At 69.9% G+C, this 15,676-nt stretch carries 19 protein-coding genes; 8 read left to right on the top strand and 11 right to left on the bottom strand.

Features of this window, described 5'->3' with window-relative positions; translation table 11 throughout:
• Nucleotides 1-137 precede the first annotated feature (137 nt).
• A complete protein-coding gene (locus tag ABIE44_RS15425) occupies nt 138-749 on the top strand; it encodes a hypothetical protein (protein ID WP_209715622.1) in 612 nt (203 codons plus the stop codon).
• Between the two features lie 9 nt (nt 750-758).
• Entirely contained in the window at nt 759-884 is a 126-nt protein-coding gene (locus ABIE44_RS15420) for a hypothetical protein (protein ID WP_354438139.1), read from the top strand.
• A 23-nt stretch (nt 885-907) separates the two neighbouring features.
• Here the strand turns inward: ABIE44_RS15420 and ABIE44_RS15415 are convergent, their stop codons facing one another.
• The 4 genes from ABIE44_RS15415 to ABIE44_RS15400 all read right to left on the bottom strand — a co-directional run bounded on the left by ABIE44_RS15415 (nt 908) and on the right by ABIE44_RS15400 (nt 4,233).
• Nucleotides 908-2,698 (bottom strand): DEAD/DEAH box helicase, encoded by a 1,791-nt coding sequence (locus ABIE44_RS15415; protein WP_209715625.1) that lies wholly within the window; start codon nt 2,696-2,698, stop codon nt 908-910.
• Nucleotides 2,699-2,711: 13 nt separating this feature from the next.
• Nucleotides 2,712-2,999, bottom strand: a complete 288-nt coding sequence (locus ABIE44_RS15410; protein WP_209715628.1) for a DUF3039 domain-containing protein — start codon at nt 2,997-2,999, stop codon at nt 2,712-2,714.
• Nucleotides 3,000-3,027: 28 nt separating this feature from the next.
• Complete coding sequence (locus ABIE44_RS15405; RefSeq protein ID WP_209715631.1) at nt 3,028-3,591, bottom strand: YqgE/AlgH family protein; 564 nt, start codon at nt 3,589-3,591, stop codon at nt 3,028-3,030.
• A 99-nt stretch (nt 3,592-3,690) separates the two neighbouring features.
• Nucleotides 3,691-4,233: a hypothetical protein gene (locus ABIE44_RS15400; protein ID WP_209715634.1), complete on the bottom strand. Its 543-nt coding sequence runs from the start codon at nt 4,231-4,233 to the stop codon at nt 3,691-3,693.
• Between the two features lie 148 nt (nt 4,234-4,381).
• On the opposite strand from ABIE44_RS15400, the gene ABIE44_RS15395 reads away from it, so the two are divergent.
• Complete coding sequence (locus ABIE44_RS15395) at nt 4,382-5,110, top strand: TetR/AcrR family transcriptional regulator (RefSeq protein WP_209715637.1); 729 nt, start codon at nt 4,382-4,384, stop codon at nt 5,108-5,110.
• Nucleotides 5,111-5,134: 24 nt separating this feature from the next.
• Here ABIE44_RS15395 and ABIE44_RS15390 read toward each other — a convergent pair whose 3' ends face one another.
• Nucleotides 5,135-6,181: a DUF3048 domain-containing protein gene (locus ABIE44_RS15390; RefSeq protein WP_209715640.1), complete on the bottom strand. Its 1,047-nt coding sequence runs from the start codon at nt 6,179-6,181 to the stop codon at nt 5,135-5,137.
• 70 nt (nt 6,182-6,251) lie between these two features.
• A complete protein-coding gene (gene fabG, locus ABIE44_RS15385; RefSeq protein ID WP_209715643.1) occupies nt 6,252-7,013 on the bottom strand; it encodes a 3-oxoacyl-ACP reductase FabG in 762 nt (253 codons plus the stop codon).
• A 130-nt stretch (nt 7,014-7,143) separates the two neighbouring features.
• Between fabG and ABIE44_RS15380 the strand changes: the two genes are divergently transcribed.
• Complete coding sequence (locus tag ABIE44_RS15380) at nt 7,144-8,253, top strand: phosphatase PAP2 family protein (RefSeq protein ID WP_209715646.1); 1,110 nt, start codon at nt 7,144-7,146, stop codon at nt 8,251-8,253.
• On the opposite strand, the gene ABIE44_RS15375 is transcribed toward ABIE44_RS15380, so the two are convergent.
• Complete coding sequence (locus tag ABIE44_RS15375; RefSeq protein WP_209715648.1) at nt 8,208-8,630, bottom strand: HIT family protein; 423 nt, start codon at nt 8,628-8,630, stop codon at nt 8,208-8,210. The two genes, ABIE44_RS15380 and ABIE44_RS15375, sit on opposite strands and share 46 nt — an antisense overlap.
• A 46-nt stretch (nt 8,631-8,676) precedes the next feature.
• Here ABIE44_RS15375 and ABIE44_RS15370 point away from each other — a divergent pair, with 46 nt between their 5' ends.
• Nucleotides 8,677-9,465: an MBL fold metallo-hydrolase gene (locus tag ABIE44_RS15370; protein WP_209715650.1), complete on the top strand. Its 789-nt coding sequence runs from the start codon at nt 8,677-8,679 to the stop codon at nt 9,463-9,465.
• Between the two features lie 252 nt (nt 9,466-9,717).
• Here the strand turns inward: ABIE44_RS15370 and ABIE44_RS15365 are convergent, their stop codons facing one another.
• Both ABIE44_RS15365 and ABIE44_RS15360 read right to left on the bottom strand, forming a co-directional pair.
• Entirely contained in the window at nt 9,718-10,923 is a 1,206-nt protein-coding gene (locus tag ABIE44_RS15365) for a benzoate/H(+) symporter BenE family transporter (protein ID WP_209715652.1), read from the bottom strand.
• Between the two features lie 178 nt (nt 10,924-11,101).
• A complete protein-coding gene (locus tag ABIE44_RS15360) occupies nt 11,102-11,245 on the bottom strand; it encodes a hypothetical protein (RefSeq protein WP_209715654.1) in 144 nt (47 codons plus the stop codon).
• 188 nt (nt 11,246-11,433) lie between these two features.
• Between ABIE44_RS15360 and ABIE44_RS15355 the strand changes: the two genes are divergently transcribed.
• The 3 genes from ABIE44_RS15355 to ABIE44_RS15345 are packed head-to-tail and all read left to right on the top strand — an operon-like array spanning nt 11,434 to nt 13,335.
• The gene (locus ABIE44_RS15355; protein WP_209715656.1) at nt 11,434-12,741 is read left to right on the top strand and encodes a cytochrome P450; all 1,308 of its coding nucleotides are present in this window, start codon (nt 11,434-11,436) and stop codon (nt 12,739-12,741) included.
• On the top strand, nt 12,738-12,899 hold the full coding sequence (locus tag ABIE44_RS15350; protein ID WP_209715658.1) for a hypothetical protein: 162 nt from the start codon (nt 12,738-12,740) through the stop codon (nt 12,897-12,899). The genes ABIE44_RS15355 and ABIE44_RS15350 overlap by 4 nt, the downstream gene beginning before the upstream one ends.
• Before the next feature lie 40 nt (nt 12,900-12,939).
• A complete protein-coding gene (locus tag ABIE44_RS15345) occupies nt 12,940-13,335 on the top strand; it encodes a tautomerase family protein (RefSeq protein ID WP_209715660.1) in 396 nt (131 codons plus the stop codon).
• A 4-nt stretch (nt 13,336-13,339) separates the two neighbouring features.
• On the opposite strand, the gene ABIE44_RS15340 is transcribed toward ABIE44_RS15345, so the two are convergent.
• Nucleotides 13,340-14,824: an MFS transporter gene (locus ABIE44_RS15340; RefSeq protein WP_209715663.1), complete on the bottom strand. Its 1,485-nt coding sequence runs from the start codon at nt 14,822-14,824 to the stop codon at nt 13,340-13,342.
• 41 nt (nt 14,825-14,865) lie between these two features.
• Nucleotides 14,866-15,546 carry a hypothetical protein gene (locus ABIE44_RS15335; protein WP_209715666.1) on the bottom strand — a complete coding sequence of 227 codons (681 nt, stop codon included), beginning with the start codon at nt 15,544-15,546 and terminating at the stop codon, nt 14,866-14,868.
• Between the last annotated feature and the right edge of the window lie 130 nt (nt 15,547-15,676).

Here is a 15,676-nt window from a genome sequence, read left to right as displayed (position 1 = left end):
GCCTCGCTGGCTCAAAATCGAGTTGAGGGGTCGGGTTGTGAGCCCGCGAAGTCCACAACCCTCGGATCGGCAGTGACGGTCACCAGGCGCGCCCGCTGACCCGGCCGAGCGGGACGCCGAGAGCGTAGAAAAGCGCTATGCCGAGAATCATCCCCCTGGCCGACCGCGTCGACGGCGTCCGTGAAGCCGTCCACACCATCACCCTGCGCGACGGCATCGAGGGGATCACCCACCTCGCGGTCGCGCAGGAGATCTACGCATCCGCCAGCACCCTCAAGCGGATGTTCGCCAGCGCTTCGGACCTGCCCGTCCTCGGCCTGCAGTGGGTCGAGCGCCGCACCCGGTACCGCCGAGGGCTCGCCGCGTCCCGCGAGCTCGACGAGGGCCATCCGGCGGCGCGCCTGGGAAACATGCTGATCCGCGAGCTCCCCCACGACCGCACCCTGGCGGACCACGCACGGGTGTGGTCAGCCCTCACCTCGGGTTTCGCCCGTCACGACTGGTCGATCGCTGCGGTCAACGCGAAGCAGCTCTACCTCGCCAGCCTCGTCGACGAGATCGTGCCCGACGAGCTCCCGGAGGAGATCCGACCCTTCGAGGCCAGCCGCCTCCTGGCGGTCCACCTCGGGGCCGAGGCCGGGGTCGTGGCCGACACGCTGCGGCCCGAGGAGTCGGCCGATGTCGTGTCCCGGCACCTGGAGGAGCGGTTCGCGGCGTGGCAGCGCGAGGGCCTGCTCGGGGCCGCCTAACGTGCACCCATGCCCTGCGACTACTGCGGACAGTCCTTCGACCCGATCAGCACCCGCTGGTTGTGCCCGCACTGCCACATGAAGGCCAACTGCTGCGACGGGGCACCGCTCGCCGAACGGCAGTGCTCGATCTAGGTCGACGCGGGATCTGACCGTCCTCAGGACGACTTCTTGGCGGCCATCTCCCGGAGACGGTCGATCCGCGCCTGCAGCTGGGCTGCCGTGGCCACCGCGGCGGCTGGTCCGCCGCAGTGCTTGCGCAGCGCCGCGTGCGTGACCCCGTGGGGCGTCCCGGTGCGGTGGTTCCACGCGGCCACCAGGCCGTTGAGCTCACGGCGCAGGACCGCGAGGCGTTCGTGCGCCGTGACGTCCGGTTCCTCGTCGACCGCCCGGGCCGGCGTCCCGGCGTTGAGCTCGCGGCGCTGGCGCTGACGCGTCTGCAGCAGGCTGCGGACCTGGTCGGGCTCGAGCAGACCCGGGATGCCGAGGAAGTCCATCTCCTCGTCGGAGCCGACGTGCACCTCGCCCGCGTGACCGAACTCGGCGCCGTCGTACAGCACGTGCGCGAAGGTCGCCGAGGAACCGAGGGCCTCGTAGGCCCCGGTCAGCTCGTCGGAGGCCGCCTCCCCCGCCTGGGCCTGGGCGACCATGGCGTCCTCGGGCGCGAAGATGTCGCCCTCGTCGGTGACCTTGCGCCCCAGCACGTGGTCGCGCTCGACCTCGAGCTCGGAGGCGAACCCGAGCAGCGGCAGGCTGGAGGGCAGGAAGACCGATGCCGTCTCACCGCGTTTGCGGGCGCGGACGAATCGCCCGACGGCCTGGGCGAAGAACAGCGGCGTGGCGATCGTGGTCGCGTAGACGCCGACGGCCAGGCGAGGGATGTCCACGCCCTCCGACACCATCCGGACCGCGACCATCCAGCGCGCGTCACCCTCGGCGAATTTCTCGATCCTCTTCGACGACGTCTTCTCGTCCGACAGCACCACCACGGGCTTCTCGCCGGCGATCCGGGCCAGCACGTCGGCGTACGCGCGGGCCGAGTCCTGGTCCGTCGCGATCACCAGCCCGCCGGCGTCCGGGAACGTCTTGCGGACCTCGGAGAGGCGCCGGTCGGCCGCCTCGAGCACCGAGGCGATCCAGGAGCCGTTCGGGTCCAGCGCGGTACGCAGCGCGTGCGCGGCCATGTCCTTCGTGAGCGGCTCTCCGAGGCGGGCCGAGACCTCGTCGCCGGCGCGGGTGCGCCACTGCAGCTCTCCGTTGTACGCCCAGAACAGCACCGGCCGCACGACGTGGTCGCGCAGCGCGTGCCCGTAGCCGTAGGTGAAGTCGGCAGCCGAGCGCGGCACCCCGTCGGGACCGGGCTCGTAGGTGACGAACGGGATGGGGTTCACGTCGGAGCGGAACGGCGTACCGGTCAGGGCCAGCCGGCGCCGGGCGGGTTCGAAGGCCTCACGCACGGCCTCGCCCCAGGACAGCGCGTCACCGGCGTGGTGGATCTCGTCGAGGATGACCAGGGTCTTGAACCGTTCGGTACGGATCCGCATCGCCAACGGGTTCGTCGCGACGCCGGCATAGGTGACCGCGATGCCGACGTAGTCGCCGCTGGTCCTGCCCTTGCCGCCCGAGTACGTCGGGTCGATCGGGATGCCGACCTTCGCCGCGGCCTGGGCCCACTGGGTCTTCAGGTGCTCGGTCGGCGCCACGACGGTGACCCGGTCGATGATCCGGCGCGCGAGGAGCTCGGAGGCGACCGTCAGCGCGAAGGTGGTCTTGCCCGCCCCGGGTGTCGCGACGGTGAGGAAGTCGCGCGGGTTGTCGGTGAAGTACTGCGTGATGGCGTCGTGCTGCCACGCACGCAGCGGCGCCGCCGTACCCCAGGCCGCACGGGCCGGGTACGCCGGGGACAGCTTGTCGAGAGCAGAGGTCTCGAGCTCGATGTGCTCGTTCACGCGGTGGTCAGGGTCACTCGGAACCGCTCGGCCCGTCGTCGTTCATGCTCTCCCAGATCTCCTTGCAGTCCGGGCAGACCGGGAACTTCTGCGGGTCCCTGCTCGGGACCCAGACCTTGCCGCACAGGGCGATCACCGGGGTGCCGTTGACCATGGCCTCCATGAGCTTGTCCTTCGGCACGTAGTGCGAGAACCGCTCGTGGTCACCCTCGTCGGTGGTGACCGGGTCGGTGACGATGCGCTCGTCGGTCAGGGTGTCCGTCCCGAACCCGATCCGCGTGGTCGTTCCCTCGTCAGCCATTCAGGCATCCTAACCGGAGCGGGTGACCTCAGTTGTGCCCCGGCTCGGCCGGCATGGTGGCCAGCATCGCCAGCTGACCACCCTGGCGCCGCAGCACCTGGGCCCACAACCCCGAGGGGTCCGGGCGGAACACGTCAGCCGACTCCGCCGGGACGACGTACCAGGCCCCTTCGGCGATCTCGTCCTCCAGCTGGCCTGCCGACCAACCGGCGTACCCGGCGAAGATCCGCAGACTGCTCAGCGCCGAGGCGAGCAGCTCGACCGGTGCGTCCAGGTCGACCAGACCGACGCCCTCGAACACCCGCCGCCAGCCGACCGGTTCGTCCTCCTCGGACCCGTCCGCGTGGACGACGGCCACGGCGAGAGCACTGTCGGTCTCGACCGGCCCGCCGCGGAACAGCACCCCGGGCCCGGAGACGACGTCCTCCCAGGAAGACAGCACCTCCCCCACCGCGACCTCGGAGGGCCGGTTCAGGACGACACCGAGAGCACCGTCGTGCCCGGCGTCCAGGAGCAGCACGATCGTCCGGGCGAAGTGCGGATCGCTCAGCGTCGGCGACGCCACCAGCAGGCTTCCCGGGACCGGCTCCATGGAGCCATTGTGCAGCCCGGTCATTCAGCCTGTCGAAATGACGAATCCCCGGGTCTCAGAGGGAGGCCGAGAGCCCGGGGATCGTCGTGGGAGTGTGGATCAGGCGGCCAGAACCGCTCGGATCCGATCGACGAGGGAGGGAGTTGCCACTGCGTCGACAATCGTGGTGGTGACTTCAGGCACCGGAACCGGAACACCCGCGCGGGCGTTGCGGGTGACGCGCTCGCCGGCACGAGCAGCAGGAGTGCTGTCGTCGCTGGCGAGACCAGCGACGCGGGCCAGCTTGACCCATTCCATCTCGCGCGACTTCGTCAGAGCAGCAGCCATCTCGGCGTCGCTCGGAGCGTCGGTGTAGCGGTCGATGATCATCCGGATGCCAGGGACCTCGGCAGCCGTGGTGGCCCACGCGTTGGTGATGGCGGCCTCGAGATCCATCGGCTGGGCCATGAGCTCGCGCTCGATGTTGCCGGACAGGCGGGCGTGCCACTTCAGGGCGAGGGCACCGATCAGGTCGAGCTCGCTGCCGAAGGTCTCGGGGACCCCCGGAACGTCCATGGGCAGGACACCGTCGAGGCGGGCGTCCGCAGTGTCGATCACGGTCTGGAGGATTTCTCCGCGGTGATGGAAAGCGTTCCAGGTCATGGTCCACATCCTTTCTTCACATACCGTTGGTACGTACTCAGAGTATGCAGCCTCCCAGGTGCCTGCAATCTGAAAGGGCGTTTCGGAACCGTGACGTCTCACACACGCGTTCCGGGAACCTCCTCACGGTCGGTCCTAGACTGGCGGTATGCCGAGCCGCTCACCCGCTGAGAAGCTGCGCTCGACCCTGCCCAAGGTCCCGAAGGTCCCCAAGGTCCCCGGGGTCTCGAGGCGACAGCAGTACTCGGCGTCGACCAAGCGGGCGCTGGTCGACCAAGCCGCCAAGCTGTTCACCACCAAGGGGTACGCCGCCACCAGCCTGGACGCCATCGTCGCCAGCGCACGGGTCACCAAGGGCGCGCTCTACCACCACTTCAGCGGCAAGCAGGCCGTCTTCGAGGCGGTCTTCGAGAAGATCGAGGCGGACGCCTCGACCCGGGTCCGCAAGGCGCTCAAGGAGTCCCGCGACCCGTGGGAGAAAGCGCTGATCGGCCTGCGGGCGTTCCTCGACATCGTCCAGGACCCCGGGTACCAGCGCGTGGTCATCCAGGAGGGCCCCGCCGTCCTCGGCTACGAGCGTTTCCGCGAGCAGGAGGAGCGCTCGAGCTTCGGCCTGGTCCAGGAGCTGGTGAAGGCGGTGCTCGAGGAGTCGAGCACCGAGATCAGCCCCGACATGCTGGAGACCTTCAGCCGGATCTTCTTCGGCGCACTGTCCGCTGCCGGCGAGAGCGTCAGCACCGCGGCCAACCCCAAGGCGGCAGTCGCCCAGGTCGAGACCGCGATCGCGTTCATCCTGGCCGGACTGCGGTCGCTGACCGAGAGCGGCATCGGCCTCCCGGACCCCGAGGACCTGCTCCCCGAAGCCGACGACGAGTAGCGCCTACGGCGTGGCTGTGCCGTCCTACGGGGTGTACGTGAGCTTGCCGCCGAAGTTGTCACCAGGCAGGAGCTCGACCCAGACGTGTCCGGCCGGCACCTTCACCGGCCCGGCAGCCGTGCTCAGCTCGAGCGGCGCCGCTCGGTCCGCCTTCGTCCAGGTGCCGCGCAGGGCCTGGCCCTTGTGGAACAGCAGGAACGTGCCCTGCCCGAAGAACAACGTCTCGGGGACCTTGTTGCCCGCCGGGTCGAGGTAGCCGGCGTCGCCCTCGCGGGTGCGGATCACCAGCACCGAGTCCGCCTTGAACTGGTCGCCGCGGCGCGCGTAGGTGTCGGTGTTGAGGTACTTCTTGCCGTTCCACTTGAACACGGTCGTGGTGATCGGGCTGAACCGGACCGAGATGGTCTTGGCGGGGCGGACGCCCACGTAGTCGGACTCGGTCCCCCACGGCAGGTAGTTCGCCGGGACGATGGCCTTCTTCTTCACCGAGGTGGCGAACTTCGGCAGGTCGATGAAGACGCTGTGCAGCGCGTCGTGCTCGGAGCGGTCGCGGTAGGTGCCCTTCGAGCCCTCCTCGTACAACCGGATACCGGCCTGGTTCAGGCGTCCCTTGGTCTTGGGCGCCGCGCCGCTCGCGACGAGAACGGCGTGGGTCGGCTTCACGATGCCGATGTCGGAGGCCCGGGCCGAGCGCACCGGGCCGACCTTCTTGGGCAGCTTGGAGTAGAACGCGACGGCCAGCCGGGTGTAGCCGCCCTCGACCATCTCCTCGACGACCATGTCGGCCGAGCCGAGCCCGTACTGCGGGTCACTCGCGCGTGAGTTGTCGATCTTGACCACGATCACCGGGTGGTTCGGCGTGGTCGCCGGTGCCGGCAGCCCGGTCAGCGGCCAGACGGCCGCGAGCTGGGTGCCGCCCTCCGTCGGCTGCGACTGCGGGCGCTCGTCGCCCGCTTCCTTCTTCTTGTCCGAACCGCACCCGGCGAGCACCAGGCTGGCGACCAGCGCCGCGATCAGCGCCAGGAGGAGGGGACGACGGGACTTCGTGAACCGCTTGGAGGGCGTGTGCATGTCGCCAAGCATGACGGAGCCCCCCTCCCGATCCGGGGAGGGGGGCTCGCGTGTCAGGGGACTTTCGCCCTCAGTGGATGCGGAAACCGCCGTCCACCTGCAGGATCTGCCCGGTGATGTACGACGCCTCGTCGCTGCACAGGAACGCGGCGGCGGCGGCGATGTCCTCGGGGTGGCCGACCCGGCGTACCGGGGTCGCGTCGGCGTTCGCCTTGTGGAAGTCCTCGATGGACAGGCCCAGGCGGACGGCCGTCGCGTCGGTCATGTCCGTGGCGATGAAGCCTGGAGCGATCGCGTTGGTGTTCACGCCGAACGGGCCGAGCTCGAGCGCGAGGGTCTTGGTCAGGCCCTCGATGCCGGCCTTGGCCGCCGAGTAGTTCGTCTGGCCACGGTTGCCCATGGCGCCGATCGAGGACAGGTTCAGGATCTTCCCGTACTTCTGGTCCACGAAGGTCTTCTGCGCGGCCTTGCTCATCAGCCACGAACCCTTGAGGTGGACGTCGATGACCTGGTCCCACTCCTGCTCGGACATCTTGAACAGCAGGTTGTCGCGGGTGATCCCGGCGTTGTTGACGACGATGTGCAGTCCGCCGAGCTCCTCGAGCACGCGAGCGACACCGGCCTCGACGGAGGCACCGTCGGCCACGTTGACACCGACTCCGATGGCGGCTGCTGCACCACCGAGGGCGGCGGCGGTGGCGCCGGCCTGCTCCTCGTTGATGTCGAAGATGGCGACCGCGGCGCCTTCCTCGGCGAAACGCCTGGCGATGCCTGCACCGATGCCCTGCGCGGCTCCGGTGATGACCGCGACGCGACCGTCGAATCGACCCATGACTGCTCCTGTTCGAGTTCCTCGTGCTCCCTGCTGCCGGACCAGCAGCACGGTCACTCTAGGGTGTCGGCCCTCGGCTCACCGAGGGCGGTCAGCGATCGGATCCGCTGCACCCCCTAGGCTGCAACCCGTGGGACGAGCAAACTTCATGTTCGGGGGAGCGTGTGCCGTAGCACTCGCAGTCGCGACCTGGTTGGTTTCCTCGGCCCAGTCGCTGCCGATCCGGGACCCCGACGGCGTGGTCGTTCCGGCGTACGTGCAGATCCCGATGATCCTCGGTCTCGCCTGGCTGCTGGACGTCGTGCCCCGCACGGTCGGACGCAGCCGCGGCGAGTGGAGCAGCTTCCGCACGCACTTCCGCGCGGTGGTCCGGGAGCGCTGGAACCGCAAGCACACCGTCTTCGCGCTCAGCGGTCTCGCGACCTGGTACGTGTCGTACGCCGCGTTCCGCAACCTCAAGAGCTACGTCCCGTTCGTCAACGACCACGTCTGGGACTCCGACCTCGAGCGGATCGACCGCGCGCTGTGGTTCGGCCACGACCCCGCGAACGTGCTGCACAGCCTGTTCGGCACCTCGTTCGCCGCCGAGTTCTTCTCCTTCATCTACGTCTCCTGGATCGTGCTGGTCCCGGTCTCGATCGCGATCGCGCTGATCTTCACCCGGGCGCCGGCGGCCGGGTCCTGGTACGTCACCGCGATCTCGCTGTGCTGGGGGCTCGGCGTCGCCGGGTACTTCAGCCTGCCGACCCTCGGTCCGGCGTACAGCTACCCCGGGGACTTCGCCGACGTGAAGTCGACCTACACCGAGGAGCTGGTCGCGAACCTGCTCAAGGACCGGATGGCGGTCGTTCCTGGCGTTCCCCCGTTCGGCAGCCCGGGCGGCGACCCGCACGGCACCCACGTGCTCCAGACGATCGCCGCGTTCCCGTCGCTGCACGTCGGGATCATGGTGACGATCTGCCTGTTCCTGACGCTCATCGCCGCCAACCGGACCTTCCGCATCGTCGCCTGGACCTACCTGGTGCTGACGATCTTCGCGACCATCTACTTCGGCTGGCACTTCTCCCTCGACGCCGTCGGCGGGTTCGTCCTCGGCGGACTGGCGGTCTACCTCGCGGCGATCGGCACCGGCAACCACGTCCGCGGGGTCCCCCAGCTCGTCGAGCACGGCACCCACGAGGATTTCGAGCCCGATCAGGACAGCCCGGAAGCCAGCTCTGCGGCCAACCGTCCCGCGTAGTCGGCCGACTCCGCAGCGTCGGCGTACGTCGTCCGCGGCCAGAAGAACCCCCTCAGCCCGTCGCCCTTCGTACGGGGCACCACGTGGCAGTGCAGGTGCGGCACCGACTGCGAGACGGTGTTGTTCATGGCGACGAACGAGCCCTGCGCACCGAGCGCGTCCACGACCGCGGTCGCCAGCCGCTGGGTCCGTTCGAGGAAGCCGTCGCGCAGACCGGCCGGCAGCTCGGGCAGGGTGACGACGTGCTCGCGCGGCACGAGGAGCACGTGCCCCTTGAACACCGGTCGGATGTCGAGGAACGCGACGAAGTCGTCGTCGGCGAGGACGATGTCGGCCGGGGTCTCCCCCGCCGCGATGTCGCAGAACAGGCAGGCCATGGAGCGAGGCTATGCCGGGCCACCGACGAGCCCCTAGGTTGCTCCCATGACTCAGGCCACGATCACCCACATCGGCGGACCCACCGCACTCATCGAGGTCGGGGGGTGGCGCATCCTGACCGATCCGACCTTCGACCCGCCGGGCAAGCGCTACTTCTTCGGCTGGGGCACGACGTCACGCAAGCTGGCCGGGCCGTCGGTGCCTGCCGCAGAGCTGGGGCCGATCGACGCGGTGCTGGTCAGCCACCACCACCACGGCGACAACCTCGACCCGTCCGCGCGGGACCTGCTGCCCACCTGGGGCACGACCTACACGACGAAGAAGGCCGCGAAGAACCTCGGCAGCCACTGCGTCGGCCTGGCTGCCTGGGACACCGCCACGTTGGAGGCGCCCGGTAAGGAGACGATCACGATCACCGCGACGCCGTGCCGGCACGGTCCTGCCGGGAGCGAGCCGATCACGGGCCCGGTTGTCGGGTTCTCGCTGAGCTGGGCCGGCCAGGAGAACGGCGAACTCTGGGTCACCGGTGACACCGTCCTCTACCCCGCCCTGCGCGAGGTCGCGTCCCGGCTGGAGGTCGGCACGATGCTGCTGCACCTGGGGTCGGTCCGGTTCCGGTACCTCTCGGGCTGGTTCCGCTACACGATGGACGCCCGCGAGGGTCGCGAGCTCGTCGAGCTCGTGGCCCCGGCCCACGTCGTCCCGGTGCACTACGAGGGTTGGTCGCACTTCCAGCAGGACCGCGGGCCGGCGGAGAAGGTGCTCGCCGAGTCCCCGCTCGCGGACCGCATCCACTGGATCGACCCCGGCGAGGCCGTCACCCTCACCGTGTGACCCCGGTCATCGAGCAAGGCCCCCGGTCGTCGAGCTTGCCGAGACGCGCCCCGGTCATCGAGCAAGGCCCCCGGTCGTCGAGCTTGCCGAGACGCGCCCCGGTCGTCGAGCAAGGCCCCCGGTCGTCGAGCTTGCCGAGACGCGCCCCGGTCCTCGCCTCACCCCCGGTCGTCGAGCTTGCCGAGACGCGCCCCGGTCGTCGAGCAAGGCCCCCGGTCGTCGAGCTTGCCGAGACGCGCCCCGGTCCTCGCCTCACCCCCGGTCGTCGAGCTTGCCGAGACGCAGCACTTGACGCACCACCAACCCCGCGATCAACGCCCAGAACGCCGCACCGATCCCCGCGATCGTCACCCCGCTGGCAGCAACGGCGAACGTCACCAGCGCCGCCTCGCGCCCGGTGGCCGCCGAGGTGGCTCCGAGCAGCGCAGCACCGAACGTCCCGAGCAGCGCCAGCCCCGCCACCACCTCGACCAACCCGTGCGGCGCGACGGCGACCACCCCGACGAGCACCGTTGACAGCGCGGCGAGCACGAGGTAGGTGAGCCCGGCTGAGCGCGCGGCGACCCAGCGCCGGTCCCGGTCCGGGTGCGCCTCGGGAGAGGCGACCATCGCCGCACTGATGGCTGCGAGATTCGTGGCGTGCCCGCCCGCGAACGCACCGGCCACCGTCGCCAGACCGGTCACCGTCATCGACTCACGCCACGGGACCTTGTAGTCGAAGGTCGCCATCACCGCGACCCCCGGCACGTTCTGCGAGGCCATCGTGACGACGTACAGCGGGATCGCGAGGCCGACCAGGGCCTGCCAGTCGAAGGACGGCGTGACCCAGTGCACCTCGGGCGCCAGGCTCGGCAGCGCAGTGCCGTGGTCGATCAGGTACGCCGCCACCACGACCAGGGTCGTGACGAACGCCCCGGCGACGGCGAGACGGGGCGCGAACCGCAGCAGCAGCACCCACACGACGACGATCGGGGCGACCAGCAGCGGCCGGTCGGCGAACGCCCGTACCGGCTCGACGCAGATCGAGAGCAGCACGCCGGCCAGCATCGCCTGCGCGATGGGCGTGGGGATGGCAGCGATCAGGTCGCCGAGCACCGGCCAGAGCGCGGTCAGCAGGATCAGCCCGCCCACCACGACGAAGGCGCCGACGGCCGCTGGCCAGCCGCCGTCGACCGCCCCGGCGCTGACCAGCAGCGCCGCTCCCGGGGTGGACCAGGCCAGCAGCAGCGGAGTGCGGTGCCGCCAGGTGAGCCAGAGGATGCCGGCGGCCTGGGTCACGCACAGGGCCAGCAGTCCCGACGCCGCCTGGGCCGAGGTCGCGCCGACTGCCTGCAGCCCGGCGAGCACCACGGCGAACGTGCTCGCGAAGCCGACCAGTGCCGCCATTGCACCGGCCAGCACGGGCTGCAGCAGCCCGACCTCCGGGGACGCGGGCGCGGCAGGTGACTCGCTGCTCATGCCCGAGACCCTAGGCCGCGGTCGTCGACCTTGCCGAGACGCCTCACCGCATCTCGGCAAGCTCGATGACCGGGATGACCGAGACGCCTCACCGCATCTCGGCAAGCTCGAAGACCGGGATGACCGAAACGCCTCACCGCATCTCGGCAAGCTCGATGACCGGGATGACCGAGACGCCTCACCGCATCTCGGCAAGCTCGATGACCGGGGAGGTCCGGCGGCCGGCCGCAGTCGCCATCTGGAGTAACGACGCGTCCGGCCACCGGAGGCGGACCGGGAAGACCGCCCGGGCGCGTTGGTCGAGGTTCTGCGCTCGGGACACGAACTCGACCTCTCGCCCGCCACCCTCTAGACCTCCGGGAGCGCCGAACCTCACGCGCGGACGGTGTTGCCGTCGTCACATTTTGACCTCACCTGCACGTCGGGGGTCCCTGCTTCGTACGCTGGCCCCCTCGGGGTACGCCGGAGTGCCTCACCGATGCGCCACCGCGCTGACGCCAGGAGCCGGGCATGACAGCACCTCCCCTCGAACGCGGGCGGCAGTTCGCCGACGCCGTGCTCAAGCCGATGGCCCAGGCAGCGGGGATGAATGCGCGCGCAGCGGTCCGCACCCGACGGCTCGGACACCTCGGCTACACCGGCGCCACCATCACCGACTACGACCCGTTCGACCCGGCCACCGCAGCCCAGCCGTACGACGCCTACCGCCGCCTGCACGAGAGCGGCGGAGTGCACTACAACCCCAAGCGCGCGATCTGGGTGATCCACCGGATGGAGGACGTCCGCAACGCCCTGCGGGAGACCGGCAGCATCACCAGCGCCGAGGGCGTCATCCGCCTGAGGTTCTCGCTGCCGCTGATGGTGGCCACCGACGGACCGCAGCACGCCGCCCTGCGCAAGCAGGTGCTGCCTGCGTTCACCAAGAACGCGTTGGAGAGCTGGCGCCCGATCGTCGACCGTCTCGCCACCGAGCTCGTCTCGGACCTGATCGCGAACCCCGGGTCCGACATGGTGCGCGACCTGGCCGTCCCGATGCCGGTCCGGCTCATCGGCGAGATCCTCGGCGTCCCGGAGGAGGACGGCGACGACTTCCGACGCTGGTCCGAGCAGGCGATCCAGCTCCTCGACTTCTCCCCCACCTGGGCCAGCGTGCGCCGGACCGTCGGCGCTGCGGGTGGCGGCTACGCGTTGCTGCAGTACCTCAGCAAGCAGCTCGCGTCCGGTCGCCTCAAGGGCGAGGGGTCCGTCCTGGGCCGGCTCCTGGAGAACCGCGACGAGGGCACCCTCACCGACAGCGAGCTCGTGCTCATCGCGCTGCTGCTGCTGATGGCCGGCAACGAGACCACGACCAACCTGCTCGGCGGGATGTTCGACACCTACGCCCGGCACCCCGAGCAGTACGAGATGATCCGCGCCGACCCGGAGCTGATCCCGATGGCGATCGAGGAGCACCTGCGGCACCTGAGCCCGCTGCAGGGCCTCTACCGCAGCGCGATCCAGGACTACACCATCGGCAACGTGACGATCCCGGCCGGCGCGCGGGTACTCGTCTCGTTCGCCGCGGCCAACCAGGACCCGACCGTCTTCGACGACCCGGCCACCTTCCGTGCGGACCGCAACCCCAAGCAGCACGTCGCGTTCGGCTACGGCCCGCACCTGTGCCTGGGCGCTGCCCTGGCCCGGATGGAGGCAACGGCGGTGCTCCGCGAGCTGACCACCCGGGTCAAGGAGATCCGCCCGGACGGCACCACCACCTGGAGCACGAACAGCTCGCTGCGCGGTCCCGTCCGGTTCCCCGTCACCCTGGAGGAAGCATGACTCCCGAGGAATCTGCCGCTCTGGCCTGGTATGGCAACCTGATCCTCACCGACGTCCTGCCGTGCCCGGTGTGCGGGGCGGGTGTGGCCAACATGGGCTCCACGGCACTGCTGCACAAGACCTGGCACGAGCAGCGCGGCGAGGGCACCGCCGGATAAACCGGTACGCCGCAGCACCCGCGCTCACTACCGTGGCGCCATGCCCACCGCGCTGATCGAGGTCCGTCGCCCGTACTCCCCGACCGAAGAGGTCGGGCTGATCGACGCCGTGCACGGCGCACTGGTTGCGGCGTTCAAGATCCCGGTCAACGACAAGCACGTGCGCCTCGTCGTGCACGAGCCGCACCGGTGTGCGTACCCGCCGTCGCTGTCGGAGCCCGAGCGGATGACGCTGGTCTCGATCGACTGCTTCGCCGGCCGCTCGACCGAGGCCAAGCGCGCGCTCTACCGCGAGATCGTCGAGCGCCTCGGCGCATTCGACATCCCCGGAGACCACGTCACCATCACGCTGCGCGAGGCTCCCTCTGAGAACTGGGGCATTCGCGGCGGCCAGGCAGCCAGCGACGTCGACCTGGGCTTCCGTGTCGACGTCTAGGACCTCAGAGCGCCTCGATCTCCTGCTGGTACTCCTCCTCGGCGGCCTTCTCGGCGAGCTCCTTGTGGTGCCGGACGGCCTCGACGGTCGGCAGCAGCAGGCTCGCGAGCGCACCCACACCGAGACCGATCCCCGGGACGAGCAGCCCGTGCAGGACGCCGTCTCGCCAGTCCTGGCTGCTCAGACCCGCGCCGACGGTCTGGAAGAACACCACGCCGACGACGGCCAGCAGCAGTGCGCCACCGACCTGCTGGAAGGTACCGAGCACGCCCGAGGCAGCTCCCGCGTGCTTGATGTCGATGTTGGCCAGGGAGACGTCGATCAACGGGATCGCCGAGAAGGCCAGACCGGCGCCGCCGAGGAACATCGGTCCGAGCAGGTCCCACTTCGCCAGGCTGTCGCCGTGGTGGGAGATCGTCTGCGCCGTCCAGGCCACTGCGCTGGTGAACATCACCAGGCCGATCGTGACCAGACCCTTGCCCAGCTTGTCGACCAACGGCACGCACGCACCGCTGGCCAGGAAGGCGCCGATGCTGAACGGCAGGGTCGCGAGCGCCGAGTTGATCGGGCTGAAGTGCAAGCCGAGCTGGAGGTAGAGCGTGACGACGAAGAAGTAGGCGCCGATCGATCCGAAGAACGCGAGCGAGGTGAACGACCCGGCCGTGTAGCCACGGTCCCGGAACAGGCTGGGCGGGACCAGCGGGGTCCGGCCGGCCGCTTCGGCCCGCCGCTGGTAGACGATGAAGGCCAGCAGCAGGATCCCGCCGAGGACCATCACGGCCCAGATCCCCCACGCCCAGTCCTTCGGACGCCCCTCGATCAGTCCGAACACGATGAGGAACAGCGCGGCCGAGCTGAGGACCACTCCGGGGAAGTCGAGGTAGGTGCGGTGGTGCGACTTGGTCTCGGGGATCAGGAACCATCCTCCGATGGCGAGCAGCACCCCGATCGGGAGGTTGATCACGAAGATGCTGCGCCACTCCAGGCCGGCGACGTCGTGGGTGACCAGGATGCCGCTGAGCAGCGGGCCCGCGACGGCAGCGAGGCCGGTGACCGCACCGAACGCGCCGAGGACGCCGGCCCGGTCCTTCGGGCTGTAGAGCACCTGCACGATCGAGAGCACCTGCGGCACCATCGTCGCGGCGAACAGGCCCTGCACGATCCGCGAGATCACCAGCACGTCGGCGGTCGGCGCGAAGGCCGCGACACCGGACGCCACGGTGAAGCCGACGACGCCGATGAGGAAGATCCGCTTGCGCCCGTACAGGTCACCGAGCCGACCCATCGTGATCAGCACGGTGGCGAACGCGAGGACGTAGCCCGAGACGATCCACTCCAGCTGCGACGGCGTCGCGTGCAGGTCTTCCTGGATGGCTGGCAGCGCGACGTTGACGATCGTGGTGTCCAGCAGGTCCATGAAGGTCGCGACGAACAGGACCAGGACGGCGACGGTCCGGCGGCGTCCGACGGGGAGGGCTTCGGGAGTCATGCGAGGAGTCTGCCGGACCTCACCGACAGGAGTGCCGCGGGTCAGCCGTTCCGGATCACCTGGGCGGTGGCCTCGCACGGAGCGGACGGGTCCTGGGCGCCGAAGAAGCGGACGGTGAACGACCGCGCCCCTCGCACCAGCATCAGGTCGGTGTCGATCCGGTTGGGCCACCCGGAGGACCTGTTGACCAGGACCCCCATCGAGGAGCCCTTGACCGCGCCGGCCTCGAGCGCGAGGACACCCAGGTTGCCGCCCGGCAAGGTCGTTCCGGTCGCGTCGAAGTAGTAGTACGGGTTGTCACCGTTCTGGCTGATGACGGTGTGCCCGCGGCCCGAGAACGCGCTGCTCGCGTCCGTGCTCGTCACCTCGAGCTGGGAGAGCCCGTAGGTGCCCGCACGGCAGCTGACCTTGACCGTCAGCCCCGTGCCCGGGACGGCGTACGACGACGCCACGGCGGTCGTCGAGGTGGTGCGGACCCGGAGCACCTTCGCGCCCGGTCCGGCGGGACCCTGCGGGCCCTGCTTGGCGATGCTCACCTTGTTGTACCCCTTCGGGCACTTCCCCTTCGAGCTGAGCAGCCGCAGCGTGCCCTTGGCGTTGGTGCACGCCTTCACGTTGGCCGTCGACCTCGTCGCGGCGTGCGCGACGGTGCCGAGCGATCCGACGACGAGGGCCGGACCCAGAGCGACCACGGTGACCTTGACGTTGCGGGGCACGGACATCTGCTGCCTCCGAGTGGTGAGGGGAACTCTCGCCAGGCTAGGGCGGGCGATGCGGCGGGAAGTCCCGAAAAGCCGGGGAACGGGTGGAAACCCCACCCCGACGTCACCGAGGGCTGAGGTGCGAGCATCA

The organism is Marmoricola sp. OAE513 (assembly GCF_040546585.1).
Classification (GTDB): Bacteria; Actinomycetota; Actinomycetes; order Propionibacteriales; family Nocardioidaceae; genus Marmoricola.
This window is presented reverse-complemented; position numbering and strand designations above follow the sequence as displayed.

What these genes read in the sequence shown, in the direction of transcription:
- ABIE44_RS15425 (WP_209715622.1), top strand. Translation starts at nt 138, where the DNA reads ATGCCGAGAATCATCCCCCTGGCCGACCGCGTCGACGGCGTCCGTGAA.
- ABIE44_RS15420 (WP_354438139.1), top strand. Translation starts at nt 759, where the DNA reads ATGCCCTGCGACTACTGCGGACAGTCCTTCGACCCGATCAGCACCCGC.
- ABIE44_RS15410 (WP_209715628.1), bottom strand. Translation starts at nt 2,999, where the DNA reads ATGGCTGACGAGGGAACGACCACGCGGATCGGGTTCGGGACGGACACC.
- ABIE44_RS15405 (WP_209715631.1), bottom strand. Translation starts at nt 3,591, where the DNA reads ATGGAGCCGGTCCCGGGAAGCCTGCTGGTGGCGTCGCCGACGCTGAGC.
- ABIE44_RS15400 (WP_209715634.1), bottom strand. Translation starts at nt 4,233, where the DNA reads ATGACCTGGAACGCTTTCCATCACCGCGGAGAAATCCTCCAGACCGTG.
- ABIE44_RS15395 (WP_209715637.1), top strand. Translation starts at nt 4,382, where the DNA reads ATGCCGAGCCGCTCACCCGCTGAGAAGCTGCGCTCGACCCTGCCCAAG.
- ABIE44_RS15390 (WP_209715640.1), bottom strand. Translation starts at nt 6,181, where the DNA reads ATGCACACGCCCTCCAAGCGGTTCACGAAGTCCCGTCGTCCCCTCCTC.
- fabG (WP_209715643.1), bottom strand. Translation starts at nt 7,013, where the DNA reads ATGGGTCGATTCGACGGTCGCGTCGCGGTCATCACCGGAGCCGCGCAG.
- ABIE44_RS15375 (WP_209715648.1), bottom strand. Translation starts at nt 8,630, where the DNA reads ATGGCCTGCCTGTTCTGCGACATCGCGGCGGGGGAGACCCCGGCCGAC.
- ABIE44_RS15370 (WP_209715650.1), top strand. Translation starts at nt 8,677, where the DNA reads ATGACTCAGGCCACGATCACCCACATCGGCGGACCCACCGCACTCATC.
- ABIE44_RS15365 (WP_209715652.1), bottom strand. Translation starts at nt 10,923, where the DNA reads ATGAGCAGCGAGTCACCTGCCGCGCCCGCGTCCCCGGAGGTCGGGCTG.
- ABIE44_RS15355 (WP_209715656.1), top strand. Translation starts at nt 11,434, where the DNA reads ATGACAGCACCTCCCCTCGAACGCGGGCGGCAGTTCGCCGACGCCGTG.
- ABIE44_RS15350 (WP_209715658.1), top strand. Translation starts at nt 12,738, where the DNA reads ATGACTCCCGAGGAATCTGCCGCTCTGGCCTGGTATGGCAACCTGATC.
- ABIE44_RS15345 (WP_209715660.1), top strand. Translation starts at nt 12,940, where the DNA reads ATGCCCACCGCGCTGATCGAGGTCCGTCGCCCGTACTCCCCGACCGAA.
- ABIE44_RS15340 (WP_209715663.1), bottom strand. Translation starts at nt 14,824, where the DNA reads ATGACTCCCGAAGCCCTCCCCGTCGGACGCCGCCGGACCGTCGCCGTC.
- ABIE44_RS15335 (WP_209715666.1), bottom strand. Translation starts at nt 15,546, where the DNA reads ATGTCCGTGCCCCGCAACGTCAAGGTCACCGTGGTCGCTCTGGGTCCG.